14 protein-coding genes are annotated in these 18,680 nt (G+C 33.4%); 1 reads left to right on the top strand and 13 read right to left on the bottom strand.

Annotation, left to right across the window (positions count from 1 at the left end; translation table 11 throughout):
• Positions 1–116: 116 nt before the first annotated feature.
• The gene (locus tag GGR32_RS08955) at positions 117–611 is read right to left on the bottom strand and encodes a GNAT family N-acetyltransferase (protein WP_183477863.1); all 495 of its coding nucleotides are present in this window, start codon (positions 609–611) and stop codon (positions 117–119) included.
• Between the two features lie 99 nt (positions 612–710).
• The gene (locus GGR32_RS08950; protein ID WP_183477862.1) at positions 711–1,178 is read right to left on the bottom strand and encodes a DinB family protein; all 468 of its coding nucleotides are present in this window, start codon (positions 1,176–1,178) and stop codon (positions 711–713) included.
• Positions 1,179–1,526: 348 nt separating this feature from the next.
• Between GGR32_RS08950 and GGR32_RS08945 the strand changes: the two genes are divergently transcribed.
• Positions 1,527–4,037 (top strand): toxin-antitoxin system YwqK family antitoxin, encoded by a 2,511-nt coding sequence (locus GGR32_RS08945; RefSeq protein WP_183477861.1) that lies wholly within the window; start codon positions 1,527–1,529, stop codon positions 4,035–4,037.
• Positions 4,038–4,160: 123 nt separating this feature from the next.
• On the opposite strand, the gene GGR32_RS08940 is transcribed toward GGR32_RS08945, so the two are convergent.
• From GGR32_RS08940 to GGR32_RS08890, 11 genes are all read right to left on the bottom strand, one after another.
• A complete protein-coding gene (locus tag GGR32_RS08940; RefSeq protein WP_183477860.1) occupies positions 4,161–4,457 on the bottom strand; it encodes a hypothetical protein in 297 nt (98 codons plus the stop codon).
• Positions 4,458–4,961: 504 nt separating this feature from the next.
• A complete protein-coding gene (locus GGR32_RS08935; RefSeq protein WP_183477859.1) occupies positions 4,962–5,603 on the bottom strand; it encodes a DUF6266 family protein in 642 nt (213 codons plus the stop codon).
• A gap of 88 nt (positions 5,604–5,691) precedes the next feature.
• Positions 5,692–6,165, bottom strand: coding sequence for a DUF6943 family protein (locus GGR32_RS08930; RefSeq protein ID WP_183477858.1), 474 nt, complete (start codon positions 6,163–6,165; stop codon positions 5,692–5,694).
• Positions 6,166–7,205: 1,040 nt separating this feature from the next.
• A complete protein-coding gene (locus GGR32_RS08925) occupies positions 7,206–9,152 on the bottom strand; it encodes a heavy metal translocating P-type ATPase (protein WP_183477857.1) in 1,947 nt (648 codons plus the stop codon).
• A gap of 11 nt (positions 9,153–9,163) precedes the next feature.
• Positions 9,164–9,370 (bottom strand): GDCCVxC domain-containing (seleno)protein, encoded by a 207-nt coding sequence (locus tag GGR32_RS08920; RefSeq protein WP_084176750.1) that lies wholly within the window; start codon positions 9,368–9,370, stop codon positions 9,164–9,166.
• The gene (gene merTP / locus GGR32_RS08915) at positions 9,370–9,963 is read right to left on the bottom strand and encodes a mercuric transport protein MerTP (protein WP_036122966.1); all 594 of its coding nucleotides are present in this window, start codon (positions 9,961–9,963) and stop codon (positions 9,370–9,372) included. The genes GGR32_RS08920 and merTP overlap by 1 nt, the downstream gene beginning before the upstream one ends.
• Before the next feature lie 61 nt (positions 9,964–10,024).
• Positions 10,025–10,438 carry a Fur family transcriptional regulator gene (locus tag GGR32_RS08910; RefSeq protein ID WP_036122963.1) on the bottom strand — a complete coding sequence of 138 codons (414 nt, stop codon included), beginning with the start codon at positions 10,436–10,438 and terminating at the stop codon, positions 10,025–10,027.
• 2 nt (positions 10,439–10,440) lie between these two features.
• A complete protein-coding gene (locus tag GGR32_RS08905; RefSeq protein WP_183477856.1) occupies positions 10,441–11,646 on the bottom strand; it encodes an efflux RND transporter periplasmic adaptor subunit in 1,206 nt (401 codons plus the stop codon).
• Between the two features lie 4 nt (positions 11,647–11,650).
• Positions 11,651–15,985, bottom strand: coding sequence for a CusA/CzcA family heavy metal efflux RND transporter (locus GGR32_RS08900; RefSeq protein ID WP_183477855.1), 4,335 nt, complete (start codon positions 15,983–15,985; stop codon positions 11,651–11,653).
• 123 nt (positions 15,986–16,108) lie between these two features.
• The gene (locus GGR32_RS08895; RefSeq protein WP_246415187.1) at positions 16,109–16,441 is read right to left on the bottom strand and encodes a hypothetical protein; all 333 of its coding nucleotides are present in this window, start codon (positions 16,439–16,441) and stop codon (positions 16,109–16,111) included.
• A 126-nt stretch (positions 16,442–16,567) separates the two neighbouring features.
• On the bottom strand, positions 16,568–18,679 hold the full coding sequence (locus tag GGR32_RS08890) for a Piwi domain-containing protein (RefSeq protein WP_183477854.1): 2,112 nt from the start codon (positions 18,677–18,679) through the stop codon (positions 16,568–16,570).
• Position 18,680: the final 1 nt, after the last annotated feature.

The raw sequence follows: 18,680 nt of genomic DNA, 5'->3' as shown, positions 1-18,680 counted from the left end.
ATTTTATAAAGATTTTTATTTTTAGCTAATCTCTAGTGTTCTCGCAACAAGAATTGACTGTTATGGATGGACGGATGGAAATTTTTGTCTTATTTATAGAAAACATTTATTCTAACTCAAGGTTTTGTTAATTTCAATTCAAGGATTTCTCCTGGCAAACCATCAAAATCTTTAAACTGCTCTGAAACAAATCCATTGTTTATAAGGATTTTTCTCGAAGGTATATTTTTAGGGTCGATAATTGCAAAAATCCGCTTTATAGCGTTTTGTTTTTTTCCTGTTTCAATTAGCTTTTGCCCTACCTTACTTGCAATTCCTTTTCCCCAATAGTTAGGCATTATCATATAACCAAGTTCTGCCTCATGGCTATCAGCTTCTTTAATTTCTAGTTTTGCTAAGCCTAGAAATTTTTCTGTTTCTTCTTCTATAATTTTAAAGTTACCCAAATCATGTTGAAGCTTATTATTCTCTAGTAAGTTTTCAAAATCTTTTTTTGCTTCCTCTCGTTCAATTGCTCTTTCTGTTATCATTTCCATCACCTTCGCATTGTTTACTAACTTGAAGTAATTGTCAAAGTCTGCTTCTGTAAATTTTTCCAATTTTACAATCATATAATTTCTTTTTTATTCAGGGGTTTATCGTGACAGAAAGTGGCAAAGTTATTTTTTTTTATTGGAAAAGCTTAGAAATGTGTAACGGTATACGTTTTTTTAATCCCATATTTCAGGCCTATCAATTTTCATTGCCCTTAAGTAGGATAAAAATTGTCCTGCATGTACAGATTCATGATATCCAATACGCAGTAGATATTCACCTAGATTTTTCTTTTTCCCATTTCCTGGATGAATAATTTCTGTTTCGCTTATCTGAAAATCAGATAATTGATTAACGTTTCGCAGGAATGTTTCCCGGTATGGTTTTGCAAATTTAATTTCGTCATTCACACTTACAAATGGTCTATTTTCCCAAGGGCTTTTATAATTTGTCATATCGCCCTGGTTAATAATTATATTCCAACCATAATCAGCCGCCAATACGTGTCTTATCATTTCTATCGCGCTCATCGCATTTTCATCAGGTCTCCAGTAATAACAACTTTTAGGAAGCGCACGCCAAAGTTTTATGCTTCTTTTTCTAATTTCTGTAAAATTTAAAATAATGAGTTCTGTTTTAGCCATTTTCTATTGTTCGAACATATTGCTTTACCTGAAGTTAATGTCCTAACGGATATCACAATTTGTATTAAAATGCTAACTTTAACAATAATAAGGCAATTCACAACATCTAGAAGTCACACCATTACACTTCAAGTAAAAACTATTAATAACCAATGTAAATGTATGATATTTTTAACAAAAAATTCATATATTCACAAAGCACCTTTACATTATTATACGCTTAAAACCTATCTAATTAAAGCAAAATTTCAACTAAACACAGGCTTATTAGCGGGAAAATGGTTTTTCTGTAGTTTCAAAAATACTTACTTTTACAGTCAAATATAAACTTACATACCCATCTATTTTATGAAGCTTTTTTTAACTACTATATCCATTTTTTTATTCACCATATCCTCTGCCCAAAAAGATAGCCTTTGGTTTGATAAAAATTGGAAAGAAACCACTAAAAAAAATGCTCATTTCTACAGAATACCCGTACAAAAAGAAGGAAAACTATACCGCGTAAAAGATTTTTATATAAACGGAACCCTACAAATGAGCGGGCTCTCGAAATATAAGGATAGTATATCTTTACTACAAGCAATATGGTATAATGAAGCGGGCTACCCTCTAAACGAAATTAACTACAAAGATGCTGCCTTACGCAATGGAAAGCGTATATACTATATTCAAAACGAAGACCTAACCACTACCGCAACCGAAGAACTTGTTTATAAAGAAGGAGAAATAGCAAAACTAATGCGCTTTGATGGAGATAGAAAAGGTATCCGCTACGAAGAATATTATAAAAACAACGCAAACTACAAAGAGATTTATTACGGCGAAAACGGAAAAAAAATAGGCGAATCTGTTTATGATGATAAAGGATATTCTGACGGAAAAAAGGTTACCTATTACTACAGGCCTATGCGAATAAAGTCCATTACAGAATACAAAGACTTTAGGCCCGTTTTCACACAATACTTCTACTCCAACGGAATTGCCCGAAACCATTTTAATAAAAACACCCTTACTGAAACTTTTTACAACGACCAAGGTAATCAACTAGGAACTATACAATTTCGTTACAAAGAAGATTCAACCTATAAAACCCCTTATGAAGGAAAAGACTATTTATTTACCTACAGCACGCCTTTTACCATTAAACAAACAAAAACTTATAAAAAAGGCTACTTAACCCATATTGAAGAATTCAACAAACAAGGTAAATTAATTAAAGAAACTGAATACACAAATGGAATACCTACTAAAGTTACAAGCTATAACAACCAAGGAAAACAAATAGGCATCCTAGAAAAAATAAACGATAAGCTTGAAGGACGTACCATAGAGACTTCGGGAGCAGAGAAAAAAGACATTACCTATAAAAACGGCATAGTACAAGAAGCCTTAACCTATTATGCTGACACTACAGTAATATTTTCGCACTTAAAAAATTCAGAAATCACGTATTTTGATTTATCGGGCAAGGAATTAGGAAAATTAAAAGTAAAACTAAAAGCAGGCTATTACAACCCTGGGATTTTAGAAGCCGATTATTATTCGCCAACACCCATAGAAGGTGTTTTATTCAAAAAAAATTACAAAAATAAAATCACCGATAAAAAACATTTCAGCAATGAAAAATTAACCGAAGAAACAACTTATACTTATATAGAAAGCACCAACATCTACAAAGAGACTAGGTTATATCAGGATAGAGATTTATCAAAAACCATTACCTACTACATCGATGGTGGCAAAAAAACCGAAATAACCTATAAACCCAATTCCTATAAAAAAAAGGAAACCGCTACTTTTTATGACAAAACAGGAAAAACAATAGGCTCTTTTAATTATTCTACCAAAACAGGAACCGAATACGTTTATTTTTATGAGTCGGATCAAGTAAAATCCATTACAGAATTTAATAATGATAAATTAATAAAAAGCAAAAGATACCAAAAAGTATACAACAGAGACACAAGAGCCTATAACTATATATTACGGGAAAACATTGACATCAACTCCTCTGCGAAATTTTATTCCCCAAAAGGAGTTTTGATAGCACAAGCCACTTATACCAACCAAAAGCCTACTGGAACTCTATACGATTTTAAAAGTAGAGAAGAAATGAACTTTATAAATGGCGTAAAAGAAGGAACTTACCGAAAGTTTAGGTACGATGAAGAAACCTTACAAGAAAAAGGACAGTACGCTAACGATAAAAAACAAGGCACATTTACATATTACAAAAATGGTAAAATCGAAAAAGAAGAAAATTATAAAAATGGTAAAGAAGATGGGTACGCTATTTATTACGATAAAAACGGAAAAGAAATTTCCCGACTTTTATACAAAAACGGGAATCCTTTTGAAGGAAAAATCGTTTTTTATGACCGTGAAAAAATATATAAAGACGGTGCGCTTATAAAGGAAACAAGAACAACAACGAAGAATAAAACCATAACCCTTTATACATCGGAAGATAAAACGAGTACAAGCATTTACGATTTGCAAGGAAATACCTTACTTACCTACAATGAAGTAGACCACCGGTTACATGGTAAAGTAATTCAGTATAAAAACAATAAACCCTTAGATACTGCTGTTTTTTCAGAAGGCAAATTAACCCATGGTACCGTTTGGATAAAAGCCGATAGCAGGTACAGGTCAGAAGCCTATTCACAGTTAAGTAGAGAAAATAATAGTGTACGCATAAAAACCTATAACAAAAATGGAGAGCTCCTTTTTAAAGGAGAAATCAACCCTAGTCTTTATAAAGATTATGGAGAAAGAATTATTTCATACAAACTAAATAATAGCAGAACATCAATTTATAGAAATGACCTATTTATTTTAGAGCAGCCAGATTAATTTTGTTAAAAAGGCTCTTTAATTTTAGTAAGCCCCCGTTTTTGTAGACTTTCTAAAAAAACAGATACTTACAATACAAAACTGTGGGCTTATGTACTGGCTACTGGTGTTTTACGCAGGTTTTTATTTCAACCAGATTAGAATTCCAATTACTGAAATCAATCCGAAAACAATAAAAACTCCGAAAATTAATCGTTCTTTTCTTTGTTCCTTTTCAGCACGTTTACGAATCCTTTTTTTTATTTCTGTCAGTTCATTTTCAGGTACAGTTTTAAAATTCGATCGTTCTGTTTTCTTGTTAGTTGAATAAATTCCATCACGATTATTCTCTTTAAACTTTGGTCGATTTGATGGACGTTGCGCTCGGTTTTGTTTCATCCGATTATTCATATCCTGAACATGTCCTGCACCAAATACCATTTTAATTAATTTTTATTATTACCAAATATTCCGTTTCATCGCTCAACTTGCACACAACGCCCTAACGGGTATGTCGATTATTGTTAGAACCTCACTATCAAAAATATATAACTTTTTATGTTAAAACAAGAATATTACATAAAACCTATAACCCTTAGTTAAAAGTTTTTTTACACTTACTTTTTTTAGCTCACAAATCTTTTATTTGTTAGTGTGTCTTGAGTTACACTTATGAGAACAATATTTTGTAATAGTGAGACATTTTATGATATAGTGTGACTATGTGTAACATAATTTCGCCTATACATTATTGTTTTATTTACTTCCCGATACAATATGTAATTTACCTTATATTTATTGGGGTTAGAGCATTTGGGCAACAAATAGGATACAAAAAACACCTAAAAAGGATAAATTAAAGACAATTATTAATAAATTCAATTACGAATATAGCATAAAAAAACCACTCATAAAGAGTGGTTTCATACATAAAAACATCAACCGTTAATTAGCTGTTCCAGAGCCTAAATAAACGCTGTTTGACACTGTATTACCTTCAGCAGTAATAAATGCCATAAAAAGCTCGACTGTATCACCTGCATAGGTACTTGGAATTGTAATGATTTGAGATCCTACAGTTCTATCAGCACCATCAAGAATATACATTGATTCCTTTTTACTTGGATTGTAAACCAAAATCATTGCTTTATCAGTTGCATTTGCATTACCTTCAGCAGAGTTATCATCCCAAGTAAATTCTACTTGTCCCGCAGTTGCTAAATCTGTTGCAGGGTTTAATGCTCCTGATAAGTTACCTCTACTTAATAAAGCTAAAGCATAATCTACAGTAAAGTTTGGTGCAGCTCCTGTAATAGCATTATTCAATACATAAGACATTGCAGCATTAAACTCTGTTTTTTGCACCGCATAAGACTTATATCCCTTTTGGATAAAGCCTAAATTCGGTTGAAGATACTCCAAAGTAACAGTAAACTTGTTTCTTTGGTTAACTTGCCCCTCTGTACGTGGATTTGCCACGCTTGAGGGTTTGATTCTCAAATAGTCAATACCTTTCCAAGAAGCACCAACTACGTTTCCTACTTTACCTGATACACCGCCCAGGATTCCTTGTGAAATAACACCCATTGTATATAAAATTTAAAATTAATACTTGTTCGAAGTTGGTACGGACTTGGTACGGTCTTTAACCAACACAAGTAATATATGGCAAATACTATGCTAATAGATTGATTTGGTTTTTGTTGCCCTTTGTTGCCCGATTTTGCTTTTTAGAAAATAGATTTTGTATGTATGACAATTTTAAATCTGCCATTTTTGAAATTACTTTTTGAAGTTGAGCTTCTTTTTTACAAATTGCTGACACTATATTAATATGCTTTTGTAACTCAAATTCATCATTTAACAACGAGGTGTAACTGTTTTTTAAGGTGTTTCGGCAATCATCTATTGAGATAAACGGAATAACACTCCCTTTTAAATAATAAGCATAAAAACCGCCTATTTGCAACATCATTGATAAATGGTAAAGGGTTTGTTTTTCTTCTTCGGTTGATGTAGATACCACAAAACAATTAGGACAAGGATTTATTAAAGGCTTTCCGCTGTTTTGCCCTTTGTTTAGGATAAAAAAATGAGGGTTTGAGTAAGTTCTTCCGATTTGGTGTGTTTTTAGTTCAAAAGTTGACATAGCTATCCAATTTAAAATTGCTTCGCTACGCTTCGCACCATTAATTTTTTAAAAGAAAAACAATAAAAAAAGAAAGCCTAATGCTCTTGTGGCGTGGATAAGGCTGTCAAGGTTTTTGGATAAAAGTTTTTTGAGATTAATTGTTTAATGATTGTGAAAAATGCTTTTGAAAAAAGTTTTATTCAAAACCCGTAGGGCTTGACCTTTATAGCCTTGCGCGTTGGCAGAAGGAAGCCACATATATTTGCTACCTTTTTTTATTATTTTTTTTGTTCAACTTAATTCACTTTTTGGGGCATAAACTCTTAAAAAAATAGGTTGTTTTCAATTTGAGCGTGGGATGAAGCGTTTGTATGGGTAGCGTTTTAAATAGTTGTTTGATAAAACAGCATTTAAACAAGCTACTTATACAGGACTTTTAGGCAATAGCTTTTTGTTTTTTTGAGGCACGATAAAAAGCAATATGCTATGGCATAGTACTACATACTCTAAACCTATTTTTTTAAAACCGCTGACTTGGGTGGTGGGGAAAAGTGGACTTTTATATTTGTTAACGAAATGAAACAAACAAAGACTTGAGGTAAGGAATACTTGGACTTAACGATGGTTTTGTGCAGCTTGAATGAGATAACGAATATAATACTAAACTAATTCAACCTTTTAAATTTACTACTGTTTAATACTTGTTCAAAATGTGTTTATATGTGCGGATGTGAGCGTTGGCTGTGTGGATATTTTACATAATGACAGTTATAGGCACGAAAATATAAAAAAACGCCGTAGGCAACCGTTGAAAGGATTTTTGCTCCTATAACTACCCGTTATGTAAACATAGCTTGGGGTAGTTTTTGGTGTGAGGGATGGCAACAGCTCTTTGCTTTTTTATTGTACTACTTTTAAAATATAATAGCAAATAAAATAAGCAATGTGCTGTGTGAGGGTTGGCAACCAAAAACTACAAGTGCGGTGGATAGCGGAACAAAACAAAAGACAGAGGATTTTGAGGTACGAAAAAACTGGGTTTTGGGTTGTGGGGAAAACTACCAACTCATTCGTTGTAATCTAACAGCATTTAATATTGCTAATAATGCTACGCCTACATCTGCAAATACTGCTTCCCACATTGTAGCTAAACCACCTGCTCCTAAAATTAAGACAATGACTTTGACACCAAATGCCAAAATAATATTTTGCCAAACGATTTTTCGTGTGGAACGACTTATTTTAATGGCTCTAACTACTTTTGAAGGTTGGTCGGTTTGAATGATAACGTCTGCTGTTTCAATAGCTACATCACTACCCAAACCACCCATTGCAATTCCAACGTTACTTGCTGCTAAAACAGGCGCATCGTTTATACCATCCCCTATAAATGCTACTTTATTTTCAGGATTCTTTTTTAAAATTTCAACTTCGTTTAACTTATCTTCTGGTAATAAACCACCTTTAGCATTTTCAATATTTAGTTCTTTAGCGACTTGTTGAGTAATGGAATCTTTATCACCAGAAAGCATCATAATATTTTTAATGCCTACTTTGTGTAATGCTGTAATTGTTTCTTTTGCATCTTCCTTTAATTCATCTGCTATGACTACATAACCTGCAAATTGATTATCGATTGCAACTAATACTATCGATTCTACAATAGATTCCGTTTCCGTTGGAACATTTATATTATTCGCAGTCATTAAGGCTTTATTTCCTACTAAAACTGTTTTACCATTTACAATTCCTTTTAATCCTTTACCTGCAATTTCAGAAACGTCTTGAGCTTCAAAATCTTCTCCTTCTGATTTATACTCTAAAATTGCTTTAGCAATTGGATGCGTGGATTGTTCTTCCATCGCCATTAAATATTGCATAAATTCGGTTTCTTTCCAATCAATTGCTTTTACTTCTTTGATTTTAAAAACACCTTTAGTTACGGTTCCTGTTTTGTCCATTACCAAAGTATTTATCTTGGTCATTGCATCTAAAAATGAAGCACCTTTAAATAAGATTCCATTTTTTGAAGCTGCTCCCAATCCACCGAAATATCCTAATGGAATTGAAATCACTAACGCACAAGGACAAGATATTACCAAGAAAATTAATGCTCTGTATAACCAATCTCTAAACACATAATCATCTACAAAAAAGTAAGGTATAAAAGTAACACCAATAGCTAAAAACACTACAATTGGTGTGTAGATACGAGCAAACTGTCTGATGAATAATTCTGTTTTAGATTTACGTGCTGTTGCATTTTGAACCAAGTCTAATATTCTCGCAATAGAACTGTCTTCAAACTTATTGGTTACCTCAACTTCAATAACGCTTTCCAAATTAATACTACCCGCGTAAACCTTTGCTTCTTTTTGAATGGAATCTGGTTTGCTTTCTCCTGTTAACGCAGCTGTATTTAAAGATGCTTTTTCGGATAATAAAATGCCATCCAATGGAATTTTTTCACCTACACGAATTTGAATTTTCTCTCCAATATTGACAACTTCAGGCGAAACACTTTTATAATCTCCCTCACGAAATACATTGGCTTCTTTAGGTCTAACATCTAATAATGCTTTTATATTTCCTTTTGCACGATTTACAGCAGCACTTTGAAATAATTCGCCTACTGCATAAAATAGCATTACTGCAACACCTTCGGGATATTCACCAATAACAAATGCACCAATGGTTGCTATAGACATTAAAAAGAACTCTGTAAAAACATCACCTTTTTTAATACTAATCCAACCCTCTTTTACAACAGGAAACCCTACAGGAAGATATGCAATACCATACCAAGCAATACGAATCCAATCCTTAAAGAATGAAACATCAAAATAATCTAAACCTATACCAATGATAAGCATTGTAAAACTTATTATTGCAGGCACGTAGGTTTTGAATGCACTTCCATTACCGTGATTATGACCATCATTATGCGTGTGTTGCACTTCTGAATTTGGTTTTAAATCTCTTAAATTGACTTTCTTTTTTTTCATTTAGTTTTGTTTTAGCAACAACTTTTGTTTTGTTGAATTGGTGGACAAGGAACTGTACCATAAGAACAATACACACAACAATCACCTTCGTTTGGTTTTAGTACCGTTTTACAATTCTCGCACTCGTAAAAGAATTGACAAGCATTTGTTGGCATATCTTCTTCTTTTTTATGTCCGCAGTTAGGGCAAGTGATTTCCGATTTTAATATGGTTTTCATTAATTTTCTTTTTTATCAGTTACTTTATAACCTGTTGCGTTAATTGCTTTCTCAATTTCCGCTTCATTTGTTTTAGTTTTATCATACTCAATGATTGCGTTACCATTTTCGTATGATGTTTTTGAGTTTACAATTCCGTTAAGTTTATTTACTTCGTGGTTTACGTGAGCTTCACAACTGGCACAAGTCATTCCACTTATTTTATACTCTGTTGTTTTTATATTTGATTTATCAACGACAACAATTTGTTTCTCTGAATTGGGATAAAACATACTTGAGTAGTATGGGAAAGCCAACAACACTATTGCGAATACTGTTACAACACCTAAAAAGGTTTTTGACTGCATAAATTTTGGTTTTTCATCCGTTTCACATTCACAGTCTATTTCTTTTTCTGGTTTTAGTTTTTGATACCAAGCAAATAGAAGAACTACTATTGTTAGCCCTATTAAGTAAGGTCTAAATGGTTCTATCCAAGAAAAAGTTGAAGCAAATCCACTTGTTCCCGCGATTAGAGCCAAAACTGGGGCTATACAACATAATGAAGCTGTAATTGCTGTAAGCAAACTTGTTATCGCTAATTTACTTTTCATAATTACTTAATTCTTTGATTACAAAAATGCAATTAAAAACAGTGCAATGGAAGTGCAATAATTAGACACTACACTTATCGCAAATACCTTTTACCACCAAATTTACATTCTCTGACACAAAACCATTTGGCACTTTTATTTGAGGTATTTTATGTTCTGTTAAGCAAATGGTTTCATTGCAATTATTACAATGAAAATGTAAATGCAAATCGTTTTTAATATCACAATTACATCCCTCTTCGCATAACGCATATTTTGTTATCCCTGTGCCATCGTCTATTTGATGGACTATTCCTTTATCTTCAAATGTTTTAATAGTTCTGTATAAGGTAGTTCTATCTGCTTTTTCAAAAGCATTTTCAATGTCACTTAATGTTACTGCTATTTCTTTTTCTGCAAGAAACTTATATATAAGCAAACGCATTGCTGTAATACGAATTTGTTTTGACTCTAATAATTGTTCTATTGTCTGCATAATTAATGTTCGTGTTCTGCTTCTCCTTTTTTCATTTCTGCGTTAAGGTAATAAGCATTGTTATAGGCAAATTGTGTGTTACTTTCTATATCTTCAATAAATTGAACCGATACCCAATCACCATCTTTAGTACCTAACACAACTTCGATAGGTTTAAAGCTCCAATCGTCATTTTCTTTTTCTACTGAAAACACATAATATCTTTCGCCTTCTTTTATAATTGCACTTTCTGGTAAAGCTTTTGTTTGGGTATTATCTACTTGAATTTTACCTTGAATATACATACCAGGAATTAAATTACCTTTTTTGTTTTCTATTTCTGCGTGAACGTGAACTGCTTTTGGGTTGTCCTCAAAGGTTATGCTTACGGAATAGATTTCTGCGGTAAGTTCTGTATCTGGTATAGATTGTACCGTAAAGTTTACTCTTTGACCCTTCTGTACTTTATGGACATCTTTTTCAAAGACCATAAAATCGGCGTGAACGTGATGCGTATTTACAATTTCAAATAATTCGGTTTGTGGCTCTACATATTGACCTGTTTTTACTTCAACTTTTTGCACAAAGCCTTCTATTGGACTTCGCAATGCTATGCGCTGTGCAATTGTTCCATTGCGAACTGATGTAGTGTTAACGTTGAGTATTCTTAATTGCGCTTCTAAACCATTAACCATTGCTTTTGATGCTTGATATTCTGCTTCTGCTTTCTGGAAATTAGCACCAGAACCAACACCAGCATCGTATAATTTTTGTTGACGTTCATAATTTTTCTTTGCAAGCTCGCTATTGCTATAAGCGTTTAAATAATCCGTTTGCGCTTGTATGATATTTGGGTGCGATAGATAAGCCACAACTTGACCTTTATTAACCTTATCACCTTCAATCACTTCAATTGAAACGACATTTGCACCAACAACAGTAGTAATAGCTGCTTCGTTTTGTGGTAGTACTTCTAACGTTCCGTTTGCCTCTACATAGCCGCTCATATTACGTAATGCCAACGTATCTATTTTCATTTTTAAAGCATCGAATTGCTGTTGTGATAGCATTACTTCTTCGCTTTCATTATGTTCTTCGTCAACTTCTGTTTTTTCTTCCTCATCGTGGGAATGACCATCATTCTCGTTATGATTTTCTTTATTTCCGCAAGCTGAAACAAAAATGGTTAACACCATTACGGTAAGGAATTTATATATTTTATTTTTCATTGTCTTATTGATTAAAATATTGTAATTGAAATGTGCTTTCTAAATAGTTTACTAATGCAGTCTGTGCTTCAAGTTCCGATTGAATGGCTTCTTTTATCAACTGCGTAAATGCAGTATAATCTATTTCGCCTTCTCTGTACGCCAGTAATGCACCTGTTTTTTGCTCTTTTGTTAATGGTAAAACTTGGTCTTTGTAAAACTCCCAAGATGTTTTCCATTTTATATAGTTTTCTTTAGCCTGAACAAACCTTGATTGTACTTCCTGTTTTTTGAACGCTACATTGGTTTCTGCTATTTCTTTATCAATTTTGGAACTTCTAATTTGTGCTTTGTTAGTACCTGATAAAAACGGAATGGAAATACCTGCTTGATACGTGTAAAACCCTGAATTGCCATTTACTTTCTGTATACCACCTTGAAGATTGAACTTTGGCAAATTATCTGCTTTTGCAGCTTTATATTTAGCTTCCGCTTCATCTACAATGTTCTGCGACATACCGTACAACGGATGGTTTTCAATACTAATCGTTTCCATATCACTATCTATCGCTACCTCAAATTCATCTGAAACTGTAAAAATTTCTTCTGATACCAACCACAAATTGAATTGCTGTAAGGCAATAAGGTAATCACTATAGGCTTGCGCTTTTTTATTTTTAATTTGAAACGCTTGATTTTTTGCTGCCGAATATTCTAATTTAGAAATGGCTTCGACTTCATAATTTAAAGCTACTGCTTGTTCAAATTTGGAATAAATGGAATCCAGTTCTTTATACAAGTTATAGTTCCGTTTCATTTGATAGCATTTTGACCACGCTTTTTTTACTTCCAATTCCAGTTCTAATTCGGAAAGTTGAAAGGCTTTTTGTGCCAATTGAATGCGTTGTTCTTGCAGCTTCTTTTTTGTACCAATTCCAAATAAATCAATGTTGGATTGACCAACACCTATGGTTGTATAGATGCCATTACCACTATTAATTTCTTCACCACCTGTAAAAATTTGAGTCGTTCCGAAATCATAGGCAGTCGCTTTTAATTGCTCTTGTTTTGTAATTTCCAACTGCTTTTGTTTGAGCAATGGATAATTACTTTTTGCGAGTTTAACAGCTTCCTGTAATGAAATTTCGGGAATTGTATCATTCAACTCTTGAGCGTTACTTTGTGGTGAAAAGCCAAACAGTAATAATACAACTGCTGTTGCTGTTACTAACTTTTTATTTGGCTTAAACGTAAAAGATTTATTTTCTACCCAATGGTATAAAATAGGTAACACAAATAGTGTTAGCAAAGTTGAAGTTAATAATCCACCAATAACTACAGTTGCCAATGGACGTTGTACTTCTGCACCTGCTGATGATGAAATCGCCATTGGTAGAAAGCCTAACACATCTGTAAAAGCAGTTAGCATAATAGGTCTGATTCTTCGTTTAGTGCCTTCAACAATTCTGTCTTTTAGGTTGGTTACTCCTTCGTCTTTTAATTCGTTAAGTCCACTTATCATTACCAATCCATTTAAAACTGCAACGCCAAACAACACAATAAAACCAACACCTGCTGAAATACTAAATGGCATATCACGCAACCATAAGGCTACAACACCACCAATGGTTGCCATTGGAATGGCTATGTAAATCATTAAGGTTTGTGGTAAAGATTTTAATGCAAAGTATATTAGAATAAATATGAGTAACAATGCAATAGGCACAACGGTTTGTAATCGGTTGCTGGCACGTTCCAGATTTTCAAATGCACCACCATAGCGAATAAAATAACCCGATGGTAGTTCCAATTGTGCATCTAATTTTGATTTTATTTCAGTTACTAAAGATTTTACATCTCGACCTCTGACATTGATACCTACATAGGTTCTTCTGTTGGTATTGTCTCTACTTATTTGCATTGGTCCTGCTTTGTAGCTTACATCTGCAATTTCACGTAAAGGAATTTGAGCACCTGAAGGTAAATTGATGTACAGGTTTTGAACATCTGTTATATCCTTTCGGTTTTGAGAACTTAAACGCACCACTAAATCGAAGCGTTTTTCACCTTCAAAAATCACACCTGCTGTACCACCTGCAAATGCAGATTGTACGGTTTGATTGAGCGTATTTATTTGAAGTCCGTATTGTGCTAATTTATTCCGGTTGTAATTGATGGTCATTTGTGGTAAACCCGTTGTGGCTTCCGCTTTCATATCTCCAATACCTTCAGTACCTGCAATAATTTTAGATATTTCTTCAGCTTTTTGGGATAGTATGTCAATGTCTTCACCATAGAGTTTAATGGCAATATCTTCACGCACACCTTCAAGCAACTCATTAAAACGCATTTCGATAGGTTGAGTAAATTCATAATTAACACCAGGAACGATTTCAACCGCTTCTTTCATTTTCTCAATCAATTCATCTTTTGTCTCTGCTGTTGTCCATTCGCTTTTAGGTTTCAGAATAACAAAAACATCAGCTAAATCCATTGGCATTGGGTCGGTTGGTATTTCAGCAACACCAATACGACTCACAATTTTTTCGACTTCTGGAAATTTGGCTTTTACTATTTGTTCTATTTTGGTCGTAGTTTCAATAGTTTCTGTAAGTGAGCTACCTGGTTTTAAAATAGCGTGAAATGCAATATCACCTTCATCGAGTTGCGGGATAAATTCACCACCCATTCTTGAAAACATAAAAACAGTTATCCCAAACAACACAACTGCAATACCAATTACCCATTTACCTTTTCGCAAGGCTCTAACCAATAAAGGTTGATATTTGTCTTCAACCCAATGTACAAATCTATCTCCATAAGATTTTTTATCATTTTTTGGTGCTCTTAACACTAAAGCAGACATCATTGGCACATAGGTTAAACACAGTACCATTGCACCAATCATAGCAAAAATAAAGGTCAATGCCATTGGTTTAAACATCTTTCCTTCAATACCTTGTAAGGCTAAAATGGGTAGAAAAACGATAAGGATAATCAACTGACCGAAAAACGCAGCGTTCATCATCTTTTTTGAAGCATTAGACGCCACTTTATCTCGCTCTTTGGATGTAAGCTGTTTCTTTTTTAGTACTTGTGATGCAATGAGAAATACTGTACTTTCTACAATAATTACAGCGCCGTCAACTATAATACCGAAATCTATTGCTCCCAAACTCATTAAGTTTACCCAAACATCGAACACGTTCATTAAAATAAAAGCGAATAATAAGGATAATGGTATTGTTGAAGCAACGATTAAACCACCTCGCCAATTACCTAATAAGAAGATAAGCACAAAAATAACTATCAATGCACCTTCAATAAGATTTGTGGTTACAGTAGAAGTTGTTTCTCCAATTAATTTACTTCGGTCTAATAAGGGTTCAATAATTACACCTTCAGGTAATGACTCTTCAATTTGAGCCATTCGCACTTTTACATTCTCAATTACATCGTTTGAATTAGCGCCTTTAAGCATCATAACCAAACCACCAACTACTTCGCCTTCTCCATCTTGGGTTAAAGCTCCATAGCGAATAGCAGCACCAAATTGTACCGTAGCAATGTCGCCAACGGTAATTGGAATATTGTTTGTGTTTTTAACCGTAATCTTTTTAATATCCTCTAAACTACGCACCAAACCTTCTCCACGAATAAAATTGGCTTGATGGTTCTTTTCAATATATGCTCCACCTGTATTTTGATTGTTAGCTTCAAGAGCTTCAAAAACATCGGTAATTGTTAAACCAATAGCTTTTAATTCGTTTGGGTCTACAGCTACTTCGTATTGCTTAATTTTTCCACCTATAGCGTTTACCTCAACTACACCTTCTACCATAGCCATTTGACGCTGTACAATCCAATCTTGCATTGTGCGCAAATCAGTAACCGAATATTTGTCTTTATACTCTGGTTTTACTTTAAGTGTGTATTGATAAATTTCTCCCAATCCTGTTGAAATAGGTCCCATAGTTGGCTCGCCAAAACCACTCGGTATTTGTTCTTTAACATCGTTTAGTTTTTCTGCTACTAATTGACGAGGTAGATAGGTTCCCATATCATCGTCAAAAACTATAGTAACCACAGATAAACCAAAACGAGAAATAGACCTAATTTCCTGTACATCGGGAAGGTTGCTCATTGCCACCTCAATAGGATAGGTTACAAATTGTTCAATATCTTCTGTACCTAAATTGGGTGCTTGTGTAATAACCTGTACTTGGTTATTGGTAATGTCTGGAACAGCATCTATTGGCACTTTGGTCATACTCCAAATACCTGCTCCAATTATGGTAAGCGTAAGCAAACCAATAATGAATTTGTTATTGATTGAAAAATCAATGATTTTATTAATCATAGAAAATGTATTAATTCAGTTAAACTATTCGAAATAATTCTGATATAAGAAAATAGAATTACACGAAATGAAATGAACCCTTTAGGCTCAAAATTGGATATAGCTATCCATTAAAAAACTGAACTATACTTTAGGTGGCTGGAAAAGTGATTCCAAATATCTGGAAGTGAAGTTTACTTTATGTAAATTATATTGTTTTTTCTCTTCAAACTTTAGTCGATTGGTTAAAGCCAAATTATTGTTAGCAATAATTAAAACTAAAGGGTGACAGCATTGATTATGGGAATGGACTGGTGTATTCTCCTTATCTGGGTTGTGATGATGCTCTTCATTTTTTGCATCGCTGTCAATGTAATCTTCAACTACATAATCAAGGAAAGAGTCTCCATAAACTTTATGGTCTTGATAATGGGTAATAAGGTTTGAAATTTCTTTAATTGGACCACAAAAGTCCATATCTATGCTTATCCCTTGAAAAAAGAATAAAATAGACATTGATATGGAAACAAATATTTTCATATAACTTATACAAATATACAAATTATTGAATGCAATGGTTGTGCAAATAAATTGATTGGTAAATTATAAAAACCATAACGCATCTTTAGCATCGTCTGGAACGCCATTATTAAAACGCGGTGCTATTTGTGCTACCATTTCAGGATATTTTATTGTGATTGGTACATTTTGTTGTCGAAGTGATTTCCAATATAATCTGCTAAACTGATACACTTGCGTTAATAATTCTAACACTACATCTGCATCTTCAAAAGCATCTTCATCTGGACTGCTTACCTTAATTTTTATTGGAAACGGATAACCATCTGTATCTGCATACCGCTGTGAATTAGGGTAACGTGCATTATTAAACAACAAAAATTGATTTTCGCTAATACGTATGTATGTCCCACTTACAGGCATTAACTTTTTGTTCCAATTAAGGTCGTAAGCAATAATATCTTCTGCTTCTGTTTTATTGATATTTAAAATGTAGAGCGGAATTTTTAAGCCTAATGTATGCATCCCTCTAATAATTGGTTTTAGTTCCTCGTAACTCATTTCCTTATAAAAGTGAATGACTACTTTATCTGCTTCTGCAACCGATGTAAAATCTCTAATGGCTTTACATATACTTCCTGCCAATAGGTCTGTTTCGCTTTGGTCAAAATATTCGAACTTTCTAAATAAGCCATTGTTTTGAAAACTAAAGGCACTTGCTATATACCGCCTGTTTTCGCCTTGATTGGTAAATGCACCAACACCTATTACTAATTCTTTTTTATCGGTTACAGCAAGTTTCCAAGGTGCGCCACCTAATTTGGCGTGAATAGCCAACGCCATATTTTGTAATGAAAATTGGAAGTTGTATTGGTCTTGGATGTTTACAATCATTTTTTCGTAATCGACCACTTGGGTTACAATACCTTCATTTAAAAACAGTTCTTTAATGCGGATGTAAATTTCCCTATCGTCTGGATGTGGTGTAAACTTATCGAAAGGACTGATGTAAAATGCTGCATACTTTATATTGTCGTGGTCAAAAGTTAAAGTTTCAAGCTGTTCAACTATTTCTGGAATTGGGTCGTTTTCGTTAGTAAACTCAATAAAATGCTCTTTTGATGCTGTAGCCTTTATATTTACATAAGCCTCCAATCCTTTGTAATAGTTCTTTTCAGTATTTACACCTTCTTTTAAATTTTGATAGAAAGCCAGCACAGAATCTTTATGTGAGGTATGGCAAATGAAAAATATCTTGATATTTTGATTGTTTGGCCGTCTGTAAGGGTCTAGAATGTTCATTGCCTTTTTAGGCACTAAATGGGTTTTCTTGTTACCATATTGGTCTTTACCAAACTCTAATAAACCCAAGTTAGGATTAATGTGATTAATACGGTTGCCAGGAACATCTATAAAGGCATCTTGCTTAAACGGGAACAGGACTTTAAATTCTTCTGTGAATAAATACTTTTCTGCAAAATTAGTAATGAGTGTTACATATTTTTGGTATCTGTTCTTTGGTCTGTCTGGTTCTTCAATAGGTATGTTTAATGCTCGTGCTAATGGCAAATTAAAAATTGGGTATGCTTGCTCAAACTGAATAGTATTGTAAAATTCTTCTTTTTCCTCTGTATCGAGGTCCATTTGGTAATTAAACGTTTTTTGACCATATACACAACGCTTAATATACTCTGTTTCCTCAATTTCCTTAACTGACTTTGTGAGGACTTTTGAGGTGCCATCATACGATACCACAAGTTCTGGTAAGTCGGTTAGTGTTGCAAACAGTATTTTGAATGAGAATTTGTAATACAAATTATAATGTTCTGTATTGCCTTTGAGAGAAGGCATCCACACTTGTACATCGCCAACAAAGTTTTTTACTACTATATAGTCTTTCAATTTAAAATAGCTTCTTAATTGGTGTTTAAGGAATTGCTTGTATATTCTTAATTCTCTACCATCTACTAAATTTAGCTTAATGCTTGGTGCATTGGGTATTTCTGTTGTAAATGTTGTAAATATTTGGTCTGTATTAGATAAGTCTGCGTCTGGAAACACCTCTTTAATCTGCCTTGAAAATTTAGATTTATGGATGGGATGACTGCCTTCCATATCCTCTAAAGTTAAATAAATAGTAGGCGCACTATTAGGCCATTTAAAGTTGAGTATGTTAGTTTTGAGGTGTTCTTGCATT

The organism is Mesonia hippocampi (assembly GCF_014197445.1).
Lineage (GTDB): Bacteria > Bacteroidota > Bacteroidia > Flavobacteriales > Flavobacteriaceae > Mesonia > Mesonia hippocampi.
This window is presented reverse-complemented; position numbering and strand designations above follow the sequence as displayed.

Coding starts and splice junctions, on each gene's coding strand:
- GGR32_RS08925 (WP_183477857.1), bottom strand. CDS start 9,152: ATGAAAAAAAAGAAAGTCAATTTAAGAGATTTAAAACCAAATTCAGAA.
- GGR32_RS08935 (WP_183477859.1), bottom strand. CDS start 5,603: ATGGGTGTTATTTCACAAGGAATCCTGGGCGGTGTATCAGGTAAAGTA.
- merTP (WP_036122966.1), bottom strand. CDS start 9,963: ATGAAAAGTAAATTAGCGATAACAAGTTTGCTTACAGCAATTACAGCT.
- GGR32_RS08930 (WP_183477858.1), bottom strand. CDS start 6,165: ATGTCAACTTTTGAACTAAAAACACACCAAATCGGAAGAACTTACTCA.
- GGR32_RS08890 (WP_183477854.1), bottom strand. CDS start 18,679: ATGCAAGAACACCTCAAAACTAACATACTCAACTTTAAATGGCCTAAT.
- GGR32_RS08955 (WP_183477863.1), bottom strand. CDS start 611: ATGATTGTAAAATTGGAAAAATTTACAGAAGCAGACTTTGACAATTAC.
- GGR32_RS08905 (WP_183477856.1), bottom strand. CDS start 11,646: ATGAAAAATAAAATATATAAATTCCTTACCGTAATGGTGTTAACCATT.
- GGR32_RS08945 (WP_183477861.1), top strand. CDS start 1,527: ATGAAGCTTTTTTTAACTACTATATCCATTTTTTTATTCACCATATCC.
- GGR32_RS08895 (WP_246415187.1), bottom strand. CDS start 16,441: ATGGACTTTTGTGGTCCAATTAAAGAAATTTCAAACCTTATTACCCAT.
- GGR32_RS08910 (WP_036122963.1), bottom strand. CDS start 10,438: ATGCAGACAATAGAACAATTATTAGAGTCAAAACAAATTCGTATTACA.
- GGR32_RS08940 (WP_183477860.1), bottom strand. CDS start 4,457: ATGGTATTTGGTGCAGGACATGTTCAGGATATGAATAATCGGATGAAA.
- GGR32_RS08900 (WP_183477855.1), bottom strand. CDS start 15,985: ATGATTAATAAAATCATTGATTTTTCAATCAATAACAAATTCATTATT.
- GGR32_RS08950 (WP_183477862.1), bottom strand. CDS start 1,178: ATGGCTAAAACAGAACTCATTATTTTAAATTTTACAGAAATTAGAAAA.
- GGR32_RS08920 (WP_084176750.1), bottom strand. CDS start 9,370: ATGAAAACCATATTAAAATCGGAAATCACTTGCCCTAACTGCGGACAT.